The organism is Chitinophagales bacterium (assembly GCA_020636535.1).
Classification (GTDB): Bacteria; Bacteroidota; Bacteroidia; order Chitinophagales; family JADIYW01; genus JADJSS01.
On sequence record JACJXT010000013.1, the window covers coordinates 330,031 to 350,102 of the forward strand.

The window sequence follows — 20,072 nt, forward strand, 5'->3', positions numbered from 1 at the left end:
AATCTCTTTATAAATATGTTATTACTGTTTTAACTATCAACGCTAGTGGTAGTAATTTGAATGTGCAAATATACATAAAAAAGTACAGGAAATTAACATTTGAAATTTTATTGGCTAACATTATATTCTGTATTATTACTATTATAGTTATAACAGACAATAAAACTACGCCTATGTAATTGACATTTTTAAGCTGTATAATGTTTGGATGATAATAGCCAATTAATGCAATAAGACTTAGCAATGAGAGTATTAGAATAGTATGGAATTGATTAAAATAAAAAAATCGATAGTATTGTTTTAAACTGTCTGATGCCCAATTAAAAAGTATTTCTATTATATTTCTTACAACTACAAATGCAAGTACAATAATTAGTATTGTAGTAAAATTGAAGTCCTTTAAATGAATGCCATTAAAATAAAGGAACATAGTATATAGCAAAAGTACGAAACCTATTTCTAGCAAAATAGATATAATTATTACAGGAACATTATCAAATCTATGTAGATTGAAATAGAGTAAATAATTTTTGGTACTAAATATAGACTGAGCGATATACGAGATATAATCTTTCCAAAGTAATCTAGATAGTATTATTACTATTAATATAATTAAAATAACTACAAATGGAATGATGCTCAATTTATTTTGCTTGATACTTTCTATTTGTAGTACTGATGTTTTAGCTTTTTCTAAAAATACTTGATTAGTAAATTGATTGTATGCTGTTGTGTCTCTTTGTGTTTGTAGTGTTTTTATTACAAATTCTGGATTATAGACTACTTGTGATTTTATTGTAAACGAACATAAAATCAAGCATAAAAAAGCAAATAACTTAGAACAATGCCACATAACCGAAATGTAGTTTGGAGTTTCTAAAACTAATTGCTTGTTGATTTTGCCTTCCGAGTGCATAAGTGAGCCCAAAAATACCAATTTTAGTTTCAAAATTTATACCAGCACCAAATCCAAATGGAAAATTATTTATTTTTTGTGCATCAAAGTTGGTCCTTACAAAAGCAAAATCTATAAAATTAAAAAAATAAGAGTTTTTTGCTAGTAATAGTCGATATTCAATAGTAGTTAAAACATATTGCGATGCAAGAATAGATTCTTCATCGAAACCTCGTAAAATTTTATTGCCACCAATTCGTAGCAATTCGTTTTTTAGCAATTGTTGATTGAAAATAGCTGCTCCACTATTGGACAATTTAAAGACACTTCGTTTGCCAATTCCAAGATAATAATTTGCCAACCAAGCAAAATTACTTTTCACCGTTTTTAATCGAATACTATCATATAAAGTAGCGTAATTAAAATTTGTAGCATCGCTAAGCGTAGTAAGTTGAATGTTTGGTTTTATTTTTTTAGTTCCGATAGCTGCATTGAGTTTTAGTTCAAAACCTTTTTTAGGATTAAAGAGATAGTCTAAATTTTCGTAGTACGCTTCAATTCCATATAAATTGTACGATGCATCTAAATTGTTAGGTAGCTTTTTTTGAGTTTTGGCATACAATGTATCGGTTTGCAACATTATAGTTTGTGAAAAATTATAATATCCTTTTATATAATTATTAGTTTTAGTATAGTATGGTAATCCTACATTAAAAATTAAATCTAAAGCAGTAGAATCTCTTTTGTCTAATTTAAAATCAGAATGAATACCTAAAGGTGTGTTGAGCAAAAAAGGATAATTGAATTTAATGTTGAGTCGCTGAGAATTTGGACGCAGTCGTACCCATTCTAAAAAAATCTCCTCTCCTCTTTTAAAAGCATTTTTTAGGTCTATTCTTACTTCGCCAGTAACTAAAAACTTTCCTGTGTTGTTGTAGTTTGGTAAAAATCCTACAATAAAATCGAACTTATTTACTTTCCTTTTATCTAAGTTAAAGTAGACATTGGCTTTATCTTCTTTAAATAAAATTTTTGTTGGCTGTGCAATATTTACATATGGCAATTTATACAATAATTCATCGATAGCTTTTATTTTGCTTTCGTTATATGGTTTATTTCGTTTTACATTAAGATAGTTTTGTAAATAATTAATATGAATTTTAGCGTTTCCTAAATTTGACAAGCTGTCAATTCGTATCAACTGACCTGTATCTATTGATAATTGATAATTGATAGCAGTACTGTCCCAAATAATAGTATCTAACGAAATACTTGCGAATGGATAACCACTATTTTCTAAACTGATTAATTGCGTTTCGATGTTTTGTTTTAGATGATATATACTATTGTCATTCTTTTTATATTTTTTTCCAAAATACAATTCAGCAATACACGAGTCGTTTGTACAACTTAAACTATCTACCGAAAATGAAGCATATCCTTTTTGCTGTTGTTGTTGTGCATACTTTTTAATAAACTCAACCATTGCTGCTTTACTTTTAAAAGTCAACGGTTTTTGCTTTACTACTTTATCACTACTTTTAAATTGTAGCAGAAAAATATCATTTGCTTTAACTACGGAAAAACAAAATACAAATATTATATATAGTAATATTTTATGCAATACTAAAATTGTAATGTCAAAAATATCAATAAAAAAGCAACCAAGTTATAATTATATAAAATTATACATTTTAAATATATTGAAATTAATACTTCATTATATAAAATTAGCATTTCCTTTTGTCTTGATACAAAAGGAACAAAAAATCAAGACTACAATAAATTCTTAACGCTTGAACCACATAAAAAAGCTAAAAATCTTGAAACTTGCTCTGCTCAAACAACAATATTTTCTTAACGCTTTTTTATTTGTTCTCACTAAATTTCTTGAAGGTCACTCTTGATTATACTCTAAAAGTTCTTCTTACTTTTAGGTTAACGCTAATTATTTTATTGATTACATTGGTAATATTCAGTAATAGTTTCTAATATTGTGTTTATGGCAGGAATTTATGTACATATTCCGTATTGTAAACAAGCGTGTAGTTATTGTAATTTTTATTTTTCTACGCAACTACAAAACACAAATGATTTAGTTGATGCTTTGGTTAAAGAGATTGATTTACAAGCTAATTTTTTTGAACCGAACACTCAAATTAGTAGTATTTATTTTGGTGGTGGTACACCTAGTATTTTAGATACCGCAGATATAATTAAAGTATTAAATAAAATATACAATACTTTTAATGTTGATGATTTTCCTGAAATTACTCTAGAAGCGAATCCAGATGATTTAAATAGTCAATATTTAAAAGATTTAAAAGCATATACACCAATAAACAGACTATCAATTGGTATTCAGTCTTTTTTTGAAGATGATTTAAAATATATGAACAGAGCACATACTACTCAACAAGCATATGATAGTATTACGCTAGCTCAGCAACAACAATTCGATAATATTACTTGCGATTTGATTTATGGCACACCAACTTTAAGTGATAAAAATTGGGAAAAAAATTTACTGACCTTAATTGAATTTGGCATCAAACATTTGTCGTGTTATGCTTTAACTGTAGAAGAAAAAACAGCTTTACACTATCAAATAGAACATCATAAAGTAGCTAATGTAGATGAAGAGAAAATGGCAACTCACTTTAGAATTTTACAAGCCATTACCAAAATGCATGGTTATACTCAGTACGAAATTTCTAACTTTTGTACCGATAAAAACTATGCAATACACAACAGTAATTATTGGAATAGAAAACCTTATTTAGGTATTGGACCATCTGCACACTCGTACAATGGCAAATCAAGATTTTGGAATATTAATAACAATATAAAATATATTAACAGTATTAATTCAAATAATATTCCAAATGAACAGGAAACATTGACCAATATAGAACAATACAATGAGTTTGTATTAACAGGAATGCGAACAAAATGGGGCGTTCAGTCTGCTAGAATTGAAAAATTATTTGGCAATGAACTAAGACGCTACTTTGAATTTGAGGTGAGTCCGTTTATTGGAAATGCTTGGGTAAATGCCAATAATGGTACTTATATACTAACTGACGAAGGCAAACTCTTCTGCGATTTTATCACTGAACAATTATTTTGGGTTGAGGAATCAGTTTAACAATTTATAAATTCATTAATTGATTAATAATTTGCACTGTTTTCTTTTGTGCTAATTTCATCTAACAAATAAATATACCATATATACTATTAATAACAATACTAAAAACCTACACTTAGCTAAACTTAGATTTAGTTTTTTTCCTGTCCACAAAAACAACATTAACAAAATAGAGATAGCAATTAATATATAAATATCTATATTAAATGAAGTATTATAAGCCATTGGTGCAATAACTGCACAGACTCCTAACATACCAAAAATATTCAACACATTGGTTCCTATTAATGAACTAACTTCAAATTTACTTTGATGTGTCTTAAAGTTGAGTGTCCACCACAACATAGTAAAAGAGCCACCAAGTGCTAGTACAAATTGACCTAAAAATCGTTGCGACAAGTGATATTTTCTTGAGATGTCTATTAAATTATCGACTACTAAAATAGCTCCTGCATACAAACCAATCAAACCAATAATAAACATGAGTACAGCAAACCATATAGCGTAGTGTTCTATTTTTTGATGACTTTCTTCAAACCAAATTGCATTGTGCTTTTTCACATTGAAGTAACCATAGGTCATAAATCCAATAAATCCAATGAGCAAAATATAACCATCAAAATTAGATAAACCTAGCACTATACTTTTTGTACCAAACAATATATTATTAGACAATAAATACAATAACACTACAGATAAAATTGAAAATGGTATGCCAATAAATAAAGTATAACGATTGGCTCTTATTGGTCGATATAATCCAACAATACCAATAATTCCTAATAAATTAAATATGTTTGAACCAATTACATTGCCAATGACTAAATCATCATAACCATTCATAACTGCTAAAATATTGGTGAAGAGTTTTGGTAATGATGCACCTAAAGCGACTATAGTAAAACTAATCATAGATTCTGGCAACTTTATTTTTCTAGCAATAGAAGAAGCTCCATCTACAAAAAAACCAGCACTTCTATTCAATAAGAAAAAACCTATTAATAAAAGTGGTATATTTAATAATAATGTTAGATATTTATAAAGCATTTAATCATGCAAGATAATAATTTGTGACTAGTCTTTGTATTGATGTATAGATATTTGTCAATCAAATAGCAATCATTTCTTTCTGTTTATAAAACAGTCTATCTTACAGAAGTAAATTACTAATAACCAAAAGCAAAGTATTCAATACCAGATTGTCCTACATATTTTCCTTGTAATAAAATACCACCACCTTTGCTATTGGCTACAATAGTTTCAAAATCATCTTTATTTCTTACGGCTTGATTGTTGACTCCTACAATAATAAATCCTGCTTTAATATTGGTATTTTTTGCAACCAAACCATTGTTGTTAACTTTCTTAATTTCTAAACCACCAGCAATACCTAATTTTTTAGCAGTTAATGAATTTACTTCGCTTACTTCTATACCTAAGTCTTGCATTACATTACCAGAAGATGTACTACTTTCAACATCAGTTTTACTAATTAAACTCGTTGTATTGTCTTTAGATTTAAGTGTAACGGATTTGTTTATTACATCACCATTTCTAATCATAGTAACATCAATTTTATCGCCAGGTCTATATCTTGCAACATGTTCAGTTAAATCGGCAGTATTTTTTATCTCTTGATTTTCTATTTTAGTAATCACATCGCCATTTTTAATACCAGCATCTGCAGCAGCACTTCCTTTAACAACATCTACCACATAAGCACCAGCAATTTTATTTAATTTTAAATCTTTTGCTAATTCATCATCAACTTCTCTAATATTAACACCTAAAAAACCTCTTTGCACAATACCAAAATCCATAATGTCTTTCACTACTTTTTGTGCTAAGTTAGACGGAATTGCAAACGAATAACCAGCATAAGAACCAGTTGGTGTAGCAATAGCAGCGTTAATTCCAATTAAATTGCCATTCAAATCAACCAAAGCACCACCACTATTACCAGGATTTACAGCAGCGTCTGTCTGTATAAAAGATTCAACAGCCATATTGCCTGCTTTCTCTCTTAAAATATTAATATTTCTGGCCTTAGCACTTACAATTCCAGCAGTAACCGTAGATGCTAAATTAAACGGATTACCTACAGCTAAAACCCATTGCCCAACTTCAACATTATCTGAGTTAGCAAATTGTAGAAAATCTAAATCTTTAGCATCAATTTTAAGCACAGCTAAATCGCTAGTTGGGTCAGTACCAATTACCTTAGCTTTGTAGTTTCTATTATCATATAAGCTTACATTTATTGCACTAGCATTTTCTACCACATGATTATTGGTAACAATATATCCATCGCTAGAAATGATAACTCCTGAGCCAGCACCTTCTTGCGTTTGGTCTGGCATTTCGTAACCTTCTGGCAAACCAAAAAATTGGTAAAACGGATTCATTTGTTGCATGCTCTTCTTATCTACCTTATAAGAAGTATTAATATGCACTACAGCAGGCGTACTATTTTTAGCAGCTACAACAAAAGCATTTTCAGAAGTAGTTGGTCCGTAATTGGCAAATTTAAAGTTAGCACTATTACTAGTGTTATTACTTAAATTATTTTGTCTTTTATTAATTATTTTATTCTGAATGCCAAGTGCTAATAAGGCACTCGCAATTCCTACAAACAGTATCACTATATATTTTTTCATATGCATCAAATTTTATCTATAAACTATAAACACAAAATAAATGCCTAAGTTGCTTTTCAAATATAAAGAAGTGTAAAAATAGGGTGCTGAAAAGTTAACCAATTTTAAATTCTAATGTAAATTAAAACTTCTACCTTTGATTGATGCTTCAAACATTTGCAAAATATCAAGGAACAGGCAACGATTTTATTATTATTGATAATAGAAATTTGATTTTTAATAAAAATACATTACTAATTCAACAGCTATGCGATAGAAAATTTGGTATAGGTGCAGATGGTTTAATGTTGATAGAAAACGATGACCACTACGATTTTAAAATGGTATACTACAATGCAGATGGCAATGAAAGTACCATGTGTGGTAATGGTGGAAGATGTATTGCACACTATGCATTTCAGTTAGGTATTACAACGAATAAAGGCAAATTTATTGCTATTGACGGAGAACATGATTTTGAAATAAAAGCAGATGGTGCAGTAAAATTAAAGATGATAGATGTAAATAAAATTGATAAAGATGGAGATGCTTTTGTTTTGTTTACAGGTTCGCCACATTTTGTTTTAATGAAAGATAATATCACCATTGATGATTTTGTAGCACAAGCAAAAGCAATTAGATACAATGATACTTATGCTAAAGAAGGCATCAATGTAAATTTTATTAATACTAATGATATAGATAATATAAGTATGCGTACTTACGAAAGAGGTGTAGAAGATGAAACGCTTTCTTGTGGTACAGGAACTGTAGCTGTTGCTTTAACTGTAGCAAGTATAAAAGCAATAAATGCAGGTTCATTACCAATTCAAACACCAGGTGGAGAATTACGCGTTTATTTTACTCAAAACAATCATCAGTTTAGTGATATTTGGTTAGAAGGTCCAGCTGTAAATGTTTTTAACGGAAAGATTGAACTTTAGATGGAAAAGCACTTAAACTCTATTAGAAATATATTATTCTTTTTTACGGGAATAACTATTTTATTTTTGATGAACTTATTTAGTGATATATTAGTTCCATTAATATTAGCATTATTTCTAGCAGTCTTGTTTCAACCAATACTAGCATGGCTCGACAAAAAAAAAGTACCTTTATTTGTTGGTGTTGGACTATTGTGGTTATTAAGCATAGGTATTATGGTAGGCGTTGGCTATTTATTCTATAATACTTTTCAAGAGCTAATTAGAGATAAAGAAGAAATTATATTTCAACTAAAAACAAAGTTAGACCAATTGTTATCACACTACGAATCATTTTCTGGGCAAACACTAGATATAGATTTAATGATAGATACTTTTACTAAAGAATTCATGACCGATAAATCGACTATTTTCATTGGTAATGTAGGAGAATTTCTAGAAGAATTTTTACTAACCATAGTCTATTTAGTTATTCTAATGTCTGGAATAATGCGTTATGAAAACTATTTACATTATTTAGCAGGAGAAGAACAAAGTGGAAAATTTATTTCTTCGTTTGAAGAAGTAAAAACAGGTATAGTGAGTTATGTAGAAGTAAAATTTTTTACTAGTTTTTTATATGGAATAGGTGTGTTTATTATCTGTAAACTATTTGGCTTAAGATTTGCTTTTATGTGGGGATTTTTAAGTTTCATGTTAAATTTCATACCATTAGTTGGAGCATTAATTGCCTTAGTACCAGTATTCTTTCTAGGTTTAATACAATTTGACAATGCTTTTACTGCTTTATTTTTAATTGTAATTGCTTATGTTTATCATGCACTACTCGCATCTGCAATTGAACCATATTTTTTAGGTAAAGGAGCATCATTAAATATAATAGCAGTAATAGTAGGTTTATTATTTTGGGGATTTTTATGGGGAATTCCAGGAATGTTTCTATCAGTTCCATTAACAGTATTAGTAAAAGTAGTATTAGCACAAATAGAAGGAGCCGAAATTTTTGTACGACTACTAGGCACTCAAAATGGAATAAAGAAGTAAAAGTATAAATTTACCAAGACAAAAAATCTAAAAATCTTGGTTCTAGCAATCTTCTATAAAATCTAAATACTTCTATACTTTTCATTACTTCAATAAAATTACTAATTTAGCATAAAAAATAGTTATCTTATGTCATCAACCTAAGCGTTAGCAAAAATGCTTATATTTTTATAATCATCTCATTAATCAAAAAAATCTAATATCTAAAAATCTTGGTTCTAACAATCTTCAAAAAAACCTCACTACTATAAAAAAATGAAACTACTCAATAAAATAATTACTTTTCCATTTATACTATTAATTACATTATATAGAGTAGGAATATCACCATATTTAGGTCAAGGTAAATGTAGGTATCAACCAACATGTTCTAAATATGCATTAGAAGCACTACAAAAATATGGACTTTTTAAAGGCGGATATCTAGCAGCAAAAAGAATATTGTCTTGTCATCCTTGGGGTGGAAGTGGTTACGATCCAGTTCCTTAATAAAATACTAAAAATTAAAATTTTAACAATTTCTCACCTAATTACTTTTCAGTTCAATAATTTTAACTATTTTGAAGCTCATAAAATAGTAGTTTAGTACTTGTAATAATTAATCGACAATTTATGAAAAAATACATCTTAATCTTATTATTGTTTTTAGTATTAACCACTCGAGCAAACGACGACAATAATAGATATTTTGAAATAGCCAAAAACTTAGAAATATTTACTACATTATATAAAGAGTTAAACTATAACTATGTAGATGAAATAGATCCAAATAAAATTATGACCGATGGTATTAATAAAATGCTAGAAGGTTTAGATCCATTTACCAATTATATTACTGGTGCAGATATAGACGAATATCGCCTACAAACTACTGGTAAATATGGTGGCATTGGTGCAAGAATTGGCAGACAAGATGGCTTGGTAATGATTACCGAACCGTACGAAGGTTATCCAGCACAAAAAGCAGGTTTACAAGCTGGCGATAAAATTATAGAGATTGATGGAAAATCTTGTAAGGATTATTCTCCAGATGAAGTGAGTGAATTGCTAAAAGGCGAACCAAACACACCATTATCGTTGAAAGTAATAAAAGCAGTTACCAATAAAGAAGCATCATATACTTTTAATAGAGCAGAAATTAAAATTAAAAATGTACCATACTTCGGAATGCTAAACAACAATATTGGCTATATGAAACTAGAATCTTTCACAGAAAATGCAGGTAAAGAAGTACAAGATGCATTGAAAGATTTAAAAGCTCAAGGTGCAAAAGGCATTGTTTTAGACTTAAGAGGAAATGGCGGAGGTTTGCTTAACGAAGCCATTACCATTTGCAATACATTTGTAAACAAAGGCATTAATATAGTAAGTACTAAAGGTAAGGTTACAGATTACAATGTAGATTATCCAACGCTTGCAGATCCTGTAGATGTAAACATTCCTTTGGTTATTTTAACCGATGGTGGTTCTGCTTCTGCATCAGAAATTGTTTCTGGTTCTATGCAAGATTTAGACAGAGGTGTTATCATCGGACAAAATACTTACGGAAAAGGATTAGTGCAAATTACCAAACCAATTGCTTATAAATCTCAGTTAAAAGTTACCATTTCTAAATATTATATTCCTAGCGGAAGATGTATTCAACGAATCGATTACTCACATAGAGATGATGATGGCAATGCAAATGCAGTTCCAGACTCTCTTAGAAAATCTTTCAAAACTAAAAACGGTAGAATTGTAAAAGACGGTGCAGGTATTGAACCAGATATTAAAATGGAATCACATCAATGGGGAATTATTACAGCTACTTTATTTAGAGATTATTTTATATTTGATTATGCCAATAAATATTTTGTAGAACATCCAACACTAAGAGATGGCAATAAATTTAAATTAACGGATGCAGAGTACGATGATTTTGTAAATGCATTAAAAGGCAAAGATTACGATTATACTACTTATAGTGAAGATGCTTTAGCAGAATTAAAAAAAGATGTTCAGAAAGATAGTGTGTCAGCAAGTGTAATGAGTTTAATCAACGACTTAGAACAAAAAATAAAACACGACAAAGAACAAGACATTTATAAATACAAGAACGAAATAAAACAATTACTACAACAAGAAATTGTAAGCAGATACAATTACGAAGCAGGAAGAATAGAAAATGCACTGCAATCTGATGAAGAAGTAAAAAAAGCAGTAGATATATTAAGCAACACAGGCGAGTATCATAAAATATTAGGAATAAATAATTAAACAATGTTATTTATATGTAATAAGTAATAGAAGTATACTATAATACACTTTGCTTAAAAATATTAGAAATGTCTTCTACTAGAATCTGCGATTTCTGCGAGAAAAAATAATAAAATATAAATAATGATATTAGCACTAGATGCAGCTGTAAAACAATGTTCTGTAGCACTCTTTACAACTTCTGTTATTGTAGATGAAATAGTAGAAGCCAACGCATTCAATGCTTCAGAAAAAATAAATGTACTCATACAAAACATCTTGCAACGCAACAATATTACTATGCAAGATATAGAAGCAGTAGCTATTACCAATGGTCCAGGTTCTTATACAGGACTACGAATTGTAAGTGCCGCTGCAAAAGCAATTTGTTATGCACTCAATATTCCATTAATTACTTGTTCTACATTATTAGTGTCTTGCTACGCACATATAGAAGTACAAAACAAATATGATTACTTTATACCAACTATAGATGCAAGACGCGATGAAGTTTTTATGGCTATTTATGATAAAAACTTTAAAGAAGTACTAGCAGACCAACCATATATTGTTGTAAATGAGTCGCCAAACTTTATTAATAGCGAAAAAAAATATCTCATTTTTGGAAATGGTGCAGAAAAATTCAAAAAGTTATCCACATTAAATACTACAATATGTAATGATACAAATTATTCTGCTAAACATTTATGGTTACCAACTATCAGTGAATTAAAAGCAAAAAACTTTGCAGATGTAGCATATACCAAACCCAATTATACCAAGTCATTTTACACCAATCAAAAAAAATAATTATCTGTTTGCAACCTTTTGATATTACATAACTACTTAATATGTAAACAAACTCTTTATTCAATAAAAAAACAAATTAATTATGACAATGGGAATTCCAAAACAAGCAAGTGCAGTAAACAATAATGGTAGTTTTGACTTGCATACGCTAAAAAAAGCAGTATTAGTACTAAGATCAGTGAATCATGCACTAAGACAAGAAATCATAGAATTGATAGAAACGAATGGTAAAATGACAGTTACAGAAATCTATGTAAAACTAAGAGTAGAGCAATCTGTTGCCTCTCAGCATTTGGCTTTATTAAGAAGATCTGGTGTACTAGAAACAGAAAGAGACGGAAAAAATATTTACTATTCTGTAAACAAAGATAGAATCAGTGAAATCAACCATATTCTAAGAGAATTAATTGGCTAGAATAGACTTATCCACATTTTTTTTTAAGAAAATTCATTTTTTTCTTATATTAGTTTGTTATTTAACAATATTCTATTATATTTGTGTACTACATAACTAATAATTAATTAAAAAAAAATTATGGCAAAAATTGAATTAAATCAAGGACAATTGGAAAGAGCAGCTGAACTATTAAAAGCAGTGGCTCATCCACTTCGTTTCAAAATCATTAAGTTGATTAACGAAAAAGGAGAAGTGAATGTAAATGTAATTTACAACACACTAAAAATTGAGCAATCAATTACTTCTCAACACCTTAAAGTATTAAGAGGTGTAAATGCTGTTTCTACAAGAAGAGACGGCAAGAAAATCTTTTATTCTTTGAATGAAGACAAATTCAAAAAACTTCACAAAGGTATTGAAGTATTTGATGAGCAATTAGCAGCTCCAAAAAAAGCTAAGAAAAAGTAAATTTATTTTTTCTTAAAACCCAAAATCCATAACTTAGCAGTTGTTAAGTTATGGATTTTTTTATTTACAAGAATCTCAACTTGATTAGGTAAGACTATAGTGAATAATAAACAAGACCAATATTTTGTATATTGGTTTTTTATACCAAGTTGATTTATAAACCCAAATTATGCATTAGGTACTTTTTATACCATGAGTTGCACACATGGTTACTCAAATTGAAGTATTTCATACTTCTTGTTCTAAATAGGAAGTGCGTAGAACTTCAACCTTATTAGAAATGATAGAAAATTTATGAAATACAGCGTAGCTGTATCACCTTTATAATATTTGTTTAAATCCAAATTATTGATAAACAGTATTTTATCATAACTTTTAGACCGAACTCAGGTTAGCAATAAAAAAAGAGTTGCCATTAAGACAACTCTTTCTCGATTTAAATTAAATTTGACTATTTATTCTTGTACTTTAATTCCACAACCAACAGCAGCTGTAGTTTCAGTTTTTACTGGTTCGCCTGCTAATAATGCATCTACTGCTGCTTCTACATATTTTTCAGAAACATCATCTGCATTTTCATAATTATTGTCTATTGCTCCAATATACCTAACAATATTTTTGCCATCTTCTTTATTCAATACAAACATATGTGGTGTTTTTGTAGCTCCATATTGCGGAAATATTTTTTGTCCATCATCAAACAAATAAGGAAAAGTAAATCCTTTTTCTTTTGCTCTTACTACCATTTTATCAAAACTATCATCTTCGTTTACTGCTGGATCGTTTGGATTGATAGCAATTACTGGATAACCAAGTGGTTTATATTTTGCATCTAGTGCAATAATTCTGTCTTCGTAAGCAATAGAATACGGACAGTGGTTACAAGTAAAAGCAATAATAAATCCTTTTGCATCTGGATAGTCTGCTAATGAAACCATTTTGCCATCTACATTTTTAAGCGAGAAATCGGTAGCTTCATCGCCAATTTTGTAGCCAGTAGGTGTTGTTTCTTCTACAACAACGGTTTCGGTTTCTTCTGTTGTTTCTTTTGCGTTTTGCTTACAAGCTGTAAATACTACAACTAAAAACAAAGCCATTACAATTAGGTTGATTTTTTTCATATTATAAATATTTGTTGATTAATTGATTTAATTCATCTTCTTTTAATTGACCTTCGTGAAAATAAATTTGCTTGCCATTTTTATACAAAATAGTAGCAGGAATTGCACCAGTCCAATGCTCATTGATGGCTCTAATCCAAGTGTTCATATTTTTAACATCATTAAGTAATAATAAGTCTGTTTGCATATTTTTTTCAGTGGTAAACGGAATTACTTTAGTTTCAAAATCGGCAGCTCTATCTAAAGAAACAAAAACAGTTTTAAATTTTTTGCTAGAATAAGTCTGACTTGCTTTAATAAAATAAGGCAATTCTTCTACACATGGTTTACACCAAGTTGCCCAAAAATTGACCAATAATAAAGTATCTTTTGTATTTTCTACATACGATTGATAGCCATTAAAGTCAACTATTTGTTGAATAGGTACTACTTTGGTTGTTTTTGTTTTACACGAAACAAGTGTAATTGTTAAAAAGGATATTAAAAATAATCTCATTATCAGCCAAATATAATATTCATTTTTAAGTTTAGAATCGTTCTAAATAAAAATTAATACTAATTAACTTATTTATGCAATATACCTAATATTATTTTATTTTTATATAATTATATGATATACTATTTAATATCAAAATAGCAACTGCTAATACAATACCTAAACTTGCAATAATTATACTAGTAAGATTATAGTACAATCCTATTCCACCTGTAAATAAAATTAGTTCAGTAAATATAAATCCAAATATAAATAATAGTAAAGCCATTTTTGTAAAATGGTTTAATGGAAGCCATTGTTTTGTAAATAGTATAAATAATATAAATGGTGTAAATATTCCTAAGAAATTTAAATGTAAATAAGCAAGAATAATCAATTTGTTGTTGAATGCTAATGCATTAAATAATGGTATTACTGATAACGATTGAAGTATCATTTTAAAAATAAAAGAAACAATAAAAATCCACCATAAACTTTGAATCCATTGACTGTTTTGTACTGTAATTGATTTCCATACACCACTAAATGATTTTATAAAACAGAACAATGCTCCTAGTTGAATTATGGCTACAAAGTAAGCAGGAATTAAAAAATAACGACTAAAACTCATTCCAAGAAAAGACAAGGAAATTGCAGGAATTACAGCAACACTCATTAATATATAGAAATATTTTATGGGTGTAGTCTTGTATTTTATCTGTCGTTCTTCTACATATTGCAACAACAAACCTATAACTACAAATAAAAACCAACCATTGTATTGTAAATGCAAGAAAGCATATACTGCTGCGTGATATATTTCTGTTCCATTAAAACCTTTGGCGGCTAAAAATCCTATTAAAAATGGCATTAAAGTAGATAGTATACCTACAATTAATCCTGTTTTTATAAATACCAGCGACCATGCTTTCTTTTGGCGTGTATCTTTAAAAAATCTAATAATAAACCAATAATTAAATAATTGAAATATGGTTGAAAAGATAATAGAGAATAAAGCATAACCTTGTATGGCAAATGCTAGTAAAATAGCTAACAAAATAAAAACAGTAAGTTTAAATTGTAGTATATATTTGCCATTTTCAATTTGCTGTTGAGTAAGATAACTAGTTGTTAAGAAAAGAAATAAGCTAGTATATATCCAACCTTGGAAACCAATATGCGAATGTGCATGTACTAAGTTTTGAAAGATAAAGTGTTTAGGAATAAATTGAGCTGAACGAAGTAGTGTTCCTACACTTGCTACAAAGAACAAGAAAAATAAACTTATAATACTCCATTTAGGTTTCATCAACTAGCAAGTTCAAAGGTAAAGTATTTGTGCAAATCTTAATAATTTGAATTAACTCAAATTACGCATTAGGAAAAATAGGTTATTATTTTAGATTGTGTAGTTACGCCACGCTTTACTGCTTAAAAGAGCATGTATCGTGCTAATAAAGTTAAAGTAATACGCACTACTTTCTATTTGTATGAAATACTTCAATTGAAGTAACCATGTGCGTAACTCATGGTATAAAAAGCAGTTAGTATTAACTATTTCTGAAATCAATAGAAGTACAATATACTATTATAATAATAAAATATATTAGTCTACAACAACTCTTTTAGTATTTTTTCTAGAGAAACTGATTCGGCTTCTGCTTTAAAGTTTCTAATTACTCTGTGTCGTAATATTGGCAATGCTACTGCTTGTACATCTTCTATGTCTGGTGAGTATTTACCATGTATAGCAGCATATCCTTTGGCTGCTATAACTAATGCTTGCGATGCTCTTGGTCCTGCTCCCCAAGCTACAAATTCATTTACAATAGCTGCTGCTTTGTCGGTGTTTGGTCTAGTAGAACTTACTAGTTTTACTGCATATTCTACTACATTATCTGCAATTGGCATTCTTCTTATTAGATGTTGGTAAGCAATAATTTTTTGTTTATCTATCATTTTGCTTACGCTAACATCACTGTCTGTTGTAGTAGTTTTTACTATATTTATTTCTTCGTTATATTTAGGATAGTCTAACACTATATTAAACATAAAACGGTCTAATTGTGCTTCTGGTAATGGATAAGTTCCTTCTTGTTCTATTGGGTTTTGTGTTGCTAGTACAAAAAATGGTGGTTCTAGTGTATGTTGTAATCCAGCTGCTGTTACTTGTCTTTCTTGCATGGCTTCTAGTAAAGCAGATTGTGTTTTGGGTGGTGTACGATTAATTTCATCGGCTAAAACAATATTAGCAAATATTGGTCCTTTATTAAATTTAAACTGTCGGTCTTCGTTTAAAATTTCGGCACCAATAATATCAGATGGCATTAAATCTGGTGTAAACTGTATTCTTTTAAAATTCAAATCAAGTACATCGGCAACTGTTTTTACGAGTAATGTTTTTGCTAATCCAGGAACACCTACTAGCAAGCTATGACTATCGCAAAAAATTGATAACAGTACATGTTCTATAACTTCTTCTTGACCAACAATTACTTTATGAATTTCTTGCAGTAAAGCTTGATAATCTTTAGCTAAGCTATCTATTCCTTGCACATCATTTTCGAATTTACTCATAAGATTGGTTTGTGATTTTTTTTAAATTTTCGCAATTGCTATAGCTATCATCTAACTGAAGATAAGTTTTTTGTAATTTTTTTTCAAACCACTTTTGCATTACTTCTTCTTCTTTAGATGATTTAGCTGCTGTTTGAATTCTGTCGTAGTCTTGTTGTAAGTTTGCAACATGTGGTTCGCTTCTGCTTTCTAGTAATAAAACTCTATACGCTGTTTCGCCTTGTTGCGTTTGATACATTTTGGGTTTAGATAATTCGCCTACTTTTAATTGATCTATTGCTTGGTATAATTCTGGATCTTCTTTTAGTGTAGTAATATCTAAAACGGTGCTTCCTGTTTCGTAGTTGAGTAATGAACCACCAACTGTTTTTGAGTTTTCATCATCAGAGTATTTTTGAACTGCATCAAAAAAAGAGAGTTTTTTATCTATAATTAAGTTTCGTATAGAATCTAAAGTATTAAAAGCTAATTCTGCATCATCTGCTGTAGATTTTGGACGAACTAATATATGTCTTAAATTTATTTGGTCGCCTCTCCTTTCATTTAATTGAATAACATGATAACCAAAATCTGTTTTAACGATGTCTGAAATTTCATTAGGTTGTAATTTAAAAGCTGCTGCTTCAAATTCTTTTACAAAGTTGCCTCTAGAAGCCCAACCTAAATTTCCTCCATCTTGTGCTGAACCAATATCTTCTGAATAAAGTGTTGCTAGTAATTCGAATGATTTGCCACTTTTTAAATCATCTCTAATTTTACTAATTTTTGCGTAAGCCAAGCTATCTTGTTCTGCACTAATTTTTGGTTTAATGACAATTTGTTTTACTTCTACTTCTGCATTAAAATATGGCAGTTGGTCTTTTGGTATTTTATCGTAAAACTGTTTTACTTCTGATGGTGTAATTTTAATGTCTTGAACAATTGTTCTTTGCATTTCATCGGCAAACATTTGTTCTTTTACATCTTGTCTGTAATCGTCTTTAATTTGTTCTATGTTCTTTTTATAGTAATCTTCAAATGCTTCTACCGAACCAGCCATAGATACAAAGTAGTTTATTTTTCTATTGAGTTCGTCTTCTACATCGTCGGCAGAAATTGGTAACGAATCTTTTTCTGCTTCGTTAGTAAGTACTTTATTAAAAATTAACTGATACATTAACTCGCATCTAGAATCTACTGAATCTTCTTCTTCTAATCCAAGTAAAATAATTTGGTTTTCTATATCAGAGTGTAGTACAATTTTATCGTCGATAATAGCATCTATTTTATCTAGTAATATATTTTGCGATTTGGCTTGAAGTGCAAATAAACAAATTAATATGGTGCAATATTTATACATATTTTTTATTGAATTGATACAAAAGTAGTGTTTTCTGTTTTTTCTAAATGTGAAATTTAGTTTTTTATCATTTTTTGAAGCACTTTTTCGTTAATGTTTACAGGAAACTTAGTTTGAAGTGTATTTATCCAATCTTTTTCTATTTGATTTTGATACGCTGCAATCACAAAACCTCTGCATTCATCGAGTGGTTTTACTTTAGATTCGTTAAAATTACATTCTTGTACAATAAAGTATTTAGTACCATCTGAACTATATAATACTGATGGTGAATTTTTGTCTACTTCATCTACTTGTTTATCTACAGTAACAGATTTATCGCCTAATACTTTAGCTTGATCTATCACTGCATTTGTAGCAATATCTGGTGTTAATTTAATTGTTTTATATATTTTTTTAGCTACTTTTTTATTGCTCAACTCAAATGTTCTAGTGTCCATAGTACTTGGTGTAGTAAATTCGTTGAGATGTGTATTGTAGTAGTTTTCAATTCCAGCAGAATCTGATGCAGCTACATTCCACACATTTTTTTCAGACAAATCAAAAATCATAATTCCATTTTTGTACTCATTCATCAGCTGATTAAATTCTGTATTGTTGTCTTTTACATTTTGCTTGAAATTTTCTAGCACCATCATATTAATTGCTTCATCAATTAAAGCATAATTTCTGTCGATGTTTTTATCTACATTAAATGAATAATATATTTTTTCTATATTTTTACCTAAATCGTTTTCATTAATATCAACATTACCAATAGTAGCTACTGTTAATGGATTATCTTTTTCTTGATATTTAAATGGATATGTTTTAGCTAAATCTTGTAGTCGTTGTAAAAATAACACTCTATTGTGATTGTCTATTACTAAGTTGTTCTCTGCTTTCTGTTTGTTTAGAAATTGGTCTAATGCATAATCATATTGATTACTATTTAATAATTTTGTTTTTAATGTAATTGCTGCTTCATTATAACCTACAGGTTTTTGTTCATCTAATTTTTGAATGATATACCATGCAGATTTTGTTTCGATTGGTTTTGAAATATCACCTATGTTTTTTAAACTGTACGCAGCATCTTCAAATCCAGAAAAAAACTCATTAATGCCAAACCAAGGTAAAATACCTCCATTTTTCTTAGATAGTTCGTCTTCGCTATACAAGTTTACCATCTCAGTAAAATCGGCTCCTTTTTTTAATTGATTGTAGATATTTTGAACATCATCTGCTACTTGTTTGCTTCTAGTCGAATCACCATCTAATGGTTTAAATTTTTTAATAACTGCAACTTTAATTTTTGGTAATGCAGTTCTAGTATCATTTAATTTTAATATATGATAACCTAATTTTGTTTTTATTGGTTGACTGATTTCTCCTTTTTTTAAACTATACACTGCATTTTCAATTTCTGGATAGATAATTTGATAACTATTGTACCAACCTAAATTTCCGTTTTTAGCAGCAGAAGCTTTATCGTCAGACATATAAACTAAGTCTTCAAAATTAATATTGCCTTTTTGTAGCGTTTGATAAATGTTCTTGATTTTTTGTTCAGCAATTTCATCATCATCACCTTGATTAGAAGCTATAAATATATGACTAATATTAACATCTTGTTTGCTTCTATCGTATTCGGTTTGTAGTACTTTATCTAAGACTTCTTTATCAATATAGGCATTGAGTAGTTGTTTTTCGTAAGTATTTAGTTCTGCATTTAGTTTTTCATCTTTGTCTAAACCAAGTGCTAGTGCTTCTTCAACTTTCAATCTAAAATTGATATATAAATTTAAATAATCGTCTAATGATTGTTTACTATAGTTTGCTTGATTATTAAAATTATTTTTGGTATAAATATATTCAAACTCCGATTGTGTAACTGGTTTTCCACCAACAGTAAATAAAACTTCGTCGCTTGCCTTACTATTGGTTACAAATGAAAATATTAAAAGAATAGGTAAAAATCTTTTCATAACATTTATTTTAATC

The 20,072-nt window shown here is 28.9% G+C and carries 18 protein-coding genes; 8 read left to right on the plus strand and 10 right to left on the minus strand.

All coding sequences use genetic code 11. From position 1 onward, the window contains the following. Positions 1 to 7: 7 nt before the first annotated feature. Positions 8 to 817 (minus strand): DUF4271 domain-containing protein, encoded by an 810-nt coding sequence (locus H6553_13685; protein MCB9034883.1) that lies wholly within the window; start codon positions 815 to 817, stop codon positions 8 to 10. A gap of 19 nt (positions 818 to 836) precedes the next feature. Then, positions 837 to 2,519 carry a hypothetical protein gene (locus H6553_13690; protein ID MCB9034884.1) on the minus strand — a complete coding sequence of 561 codons (1,683 nt, stop codon included), beginning with the start codon at positions 2,517 to 2,519 and terminating at the stop codon, positions 837 to 839. Positions 2,520 to 2,897: 378 nt separating this feature from the next. Here H6553_13690 and hemW point away from each other — a divergent pair, with 378 nt between their 5' ends. Beyond that, a complete protein-coding gene (hemW, locus tag H6553_13695) occupies positions 2,898 to 4,043 on the plus strand; it encodes a radical SAM family heme chaperone HemW (GenBank protein MCB9034885.1) in 1,146 nt (381 codons plus the stop codon). A gap of 57 nt (positions 4,044 to 4,100) precedes the next feature. Here the strand turns inward: hemW and H6553_13700 are convergent, their stop codons facing one another. Both H6553_13700 and H6553_13705 read right to left on the minus strand, forming a co-directional pair. Continuing rightward, positions 4,101 to 5,090, minus strand: coding sequence for a hypothetical protein (locus tag H6553_13700; GenBank protein ID MCB9034886.1), 990 nt, complete (start codon positions 5,088 to 5,090; stop codon positions 4,101 to 4,103). A gap of 119 nt (positions 5,091 to 5,209) precedes the next feature. Further along, entirely contained in the window at positions 5,210 to 6,700 is a 1,491-nt protein-coding gene (locus H6553_13705; GenBank protein MCB9034887.1) for a Do family serine endopeptidase, read from the minus strand. Between the two features lie 143 nt (positions 6,701 to 6,843). Between H6553_13705 and H6553_13710 the strand changes: the two genes are divergently transcribed. From H6553_13710 to H6553_13740, 7 genes are all read left to right on the plus strand, one after another. Further along, positions 6,844 to 7,623, plus strand: coding sequence for a diaminopimelate epimerase (locus tag H6553_13710; protein ID MCB9034888.1), 780 nt, complete (start codon positions 6,844 to 6,846; stop codon positions 7,621 to 7,623). Positions 7,624 to 7,692: 69 nt separating this feature from the next. Further along, the gene (locus H6553_13715) at positions 7,693 to 8,667 is read left to right on the plus strand and encodes an AI-2E family transporter (GenBank protein MCB9034889.1); all 975 of its coding nucleotides are present in this window, start codon (positions 7,693 to 7,695) and stop codon (positions 8,665 to 8,667) included. Between the two features lie 255 nt (positions 8,668 to 8,922). Further along, positions 8,923 to 9,156 (plus strand): membrane protein insertion efficiency factor YidD, encoded by a 234-nt coding sequence (gene yidD, locus H6553_13720; GenBank protein MCB9034890.1) that lies wholly within the window; start codon positions 8,923 to 8,925, stop codon positions 9,154 to 9,156. Between the two features lie 123 nt (positions 9,157 to 9,279). Further along, on the plus strand, positions 9,280 to 10,923 hold the full coding sequence (locus H6553_13725) for a S41 family peptidase (protein ID MCB9034891.1): 1,644 nt from the start codon (positions 9,280 to 9,282) through the stop codon (positions 10,921 to 10,923). A gap of 123 nt (positions 10,924 to 11,046) precedes the next feature. Then, on the plus strand, positions 11,047 to 11,712 hold the full coding sequence (gene tsaB, locus H6553_13730) for a tRNA (adenosine(37)-N6)-threonylcarbamoyltransferase complex dimerization subunit type 1 TsaB (GenBank protein ID MCB9034892.1): 666 nt from the start codon (positions 11,047 to 11,049) through the stop codon (positions 11,710 to 11,712). A gap of 82 nt (positions 11,713 to 11,794) precedes the next feature. Next, complete coding sequence (locus tag H6553_13735; protein MCB9034893.1) at positions 11,795 to 12,127, plus strand: helix-turn-helix transcriptional regulator; 333 nt, start codon at positions 11,795 to 11,797, stop codon at positions 12,125 to 12,127. A gap of 120 nt (positions 12,128 to 12,247) precedes the next feature. After that, the gene (locus H6553_13740; protein ID MCB9034894.1) at positions 12,248 to 12,577 is read left to right on the plus strand and encodes a helix-turn-helix transcriptional regulator; all 330 of its coding nucleotides are present in this window, start codon (positions 12,248 to 12,250) and stop codon (positions 12,575 to 12,577) included. 455 nt (positions 12,578 to 13,032) lie between these two features. Here the strand turns inward: H6553_13740 and H6553_13745 are convergent, their stop codons facing one another. The 6 genes from H6553_13745 to H6553_13770 all read right to left on the minus strand — a co-directional run bounded on the left by H6553_13745 (position 13,033) and on the right by H6553_13770 (position 20,056). Beyond that, positions 13,033 to 13,698, minus strand: a complete 666-nt coding sequence (locus H6553_13745) for a thioredoxin family protein (GenBank protein MCB9034895.1) — start codon at positions 13,696 to 13,698, stop codon at positions 13,033 to 13,035. Position 13,699: 1 nt separating this feature from the next. Beyond that, on the minus strand, positions 13,700 to 14,194 hold the full coding sequence (locus H6553_13750) for a TlpA family protein disulfide reductase (protein MCB9034896.1): 495 nt from the start codon (positions 14,192 to 14,194) through the stop codon (positions 13,700 to 13,702). A gap of 91 nt (positions 14,195 to 14,285) precedes the next feature. After that, positions 14,286 to 15,482, minus strand: coding sequence for a hypothetical protein (locus tag H6553_13755; GenBank protein MCB9034897.1), 1,197 nt, complete (start codon positions 15,480 to 15,482; stop codon positions 14,286 to 14,288). A 302-nt stretch (positions 15,483 to 15,784) separates the two neighbouring features. Next, on the minus strand, positions 15,785 to 16,750 hold the full coding sequence (locus tag H6553_13760) for an AAA family ATPase (protein MCB9034898.1): 966 nt from the start codon (positions 16,748 to 16,750) through the stop codon (positions 15,785 to 15,787). Beyond that, positions 16,743 to 18,089 carry a peptidylprolyl isomerase gene (locus H6553_13765; GenBank protein ID MCB9034899.1) on the minus strand — a complete coding sequence of 449 codons (1,347 nt, stop codon included), beginning with the start codon at positions 18,087 to 18,089 and terminating at the stop codon, positions 16,743 to 16,745. The genes H6553_13760 and H6553_13765 overlap by 8 nt, the downstream gene beginning before the upstream one ends. Before the next feature lie 56 nt (positions 18,090 to 18,145). Then, positions 18,146 to 20,056 carry a peptidylprolyl isomerase gene (locus H6553_13770; GenBank protein ID MCB9034900.1) on the minus strand — a complete coding sequence of 637 codons (1,911 nt, stop codon included), beginning with the start codon at positions 20,054 to 20,056 and terminating at the stop codon, positions 18,146 to 18,148. Between the last annotated feature and the right edge of the window lie 16 nt (positions 20,057 to 20,072).

Bases quoted from the DNA above. Each gene is read 5' to 3' on its own strand.
- H6553_13750 (MCB9034896.1), bottom strand. From the start codon at position 14,194: ATGAGATTATTTTTAATATCCTTTTTAACAATTACACTTGTTTCGTGT.
- H6553_13715 (MCB9034889.1), top strand. From the start codon at position 7,693: ATGAACTTATTTAGTGATATATTAGTTCCATTAATATTAGCATTATTT.
- H6553_13740 (MCB9034894.1), top strand. From the start codon at position 12,248: ATGGCAAAAATTGAATTAAATCAAGGACAATTGGAAAGAGCAGCTGAA.
- H6553_13725 (MCB9034891.1), top strand. From the start codon at position 9,280: ATGAAAAAATACATCTTAATCTTATTATTGTTTTTAGTATTAACCACT.
- H6553_13770 (MCB9034900.1), bottom strand. From the start codon at position 20,056: ATGAAAAGATTTTTACCTATTCTTTTAATATTTTCATTTGTAACCAAT.
- H6553_13700 (MCB9034886.1), bottom strand. From the start codon at position 5,090: ATGCTTTATAAATATCTAACATTATTATTAAATATACCACTTTTATTA.
- tsaB (MCB9034892.1), top strand. From the start codon at position 11,047: ATGATATTAGCACTAGATGCAGCTGTAAAACAATGTTCTGTAGCACTC.
- hemW (MCB9034885.1), top strand. From the start codon at position 2,898: ATGGCAGGAATTTATGTACATATTCCGTATTGTAAACAAGCGTGTAGT.
- H6553_13760 (MCB9034898.1), bottom strand. From the start codon at position 16,750: ATGAGTAAATTCGAAAATGATGTGCAAGGAATAGATAGCTTAGCTAAA.
- H6553_13705 (MCB9034887.1), bottom strand. From the start codon at position 6,700: ATGAAAAAATATATAGTGATACTGTTTGTAGGAATTGCGAGTGCCTTA.
- H6553_13710 (MCB9034888.1), top strand. From the start codon at position 6,844: ATGCTTCAAACATTTGCAAAATATCAAGGAACAGGCAACGATTTTATT.
- yidD (MCB9034890.1), top strand. From the start codon at position 8,923: ATGAAACTACTCAATAAAATAATTACTTTTCCATTTATACTATTAATT.
- H6553_13735 (MCB9034893.1), top strand. From the start codon at position 11,795: ATGACAATGGGAATTCCAAAACAAGCAAGTGCAGTAAACAATAATGGT.
- H6553_13745 (MCB9034895.1), bottom strand. From the start codon at position 13,698: ATGAAAAAAATCAACCTAATTGTAATGGCTTTGTTTTTAGTTGTAGTA.
- H6553_13765 (MCB9034899.1), bottom strand. From the start codon at position 18,089: ATGTATAAATATTGCACCATATTAATTTGTTTATTTGCACTTCAAGCC.
- H6553_13755 (MCB9034897.1), bottom strand. From the start codon at position 15,482: ATGAAACCTAAATGGAGTATTATAAGTTTATTTTTCTTGTTCTTTGTA.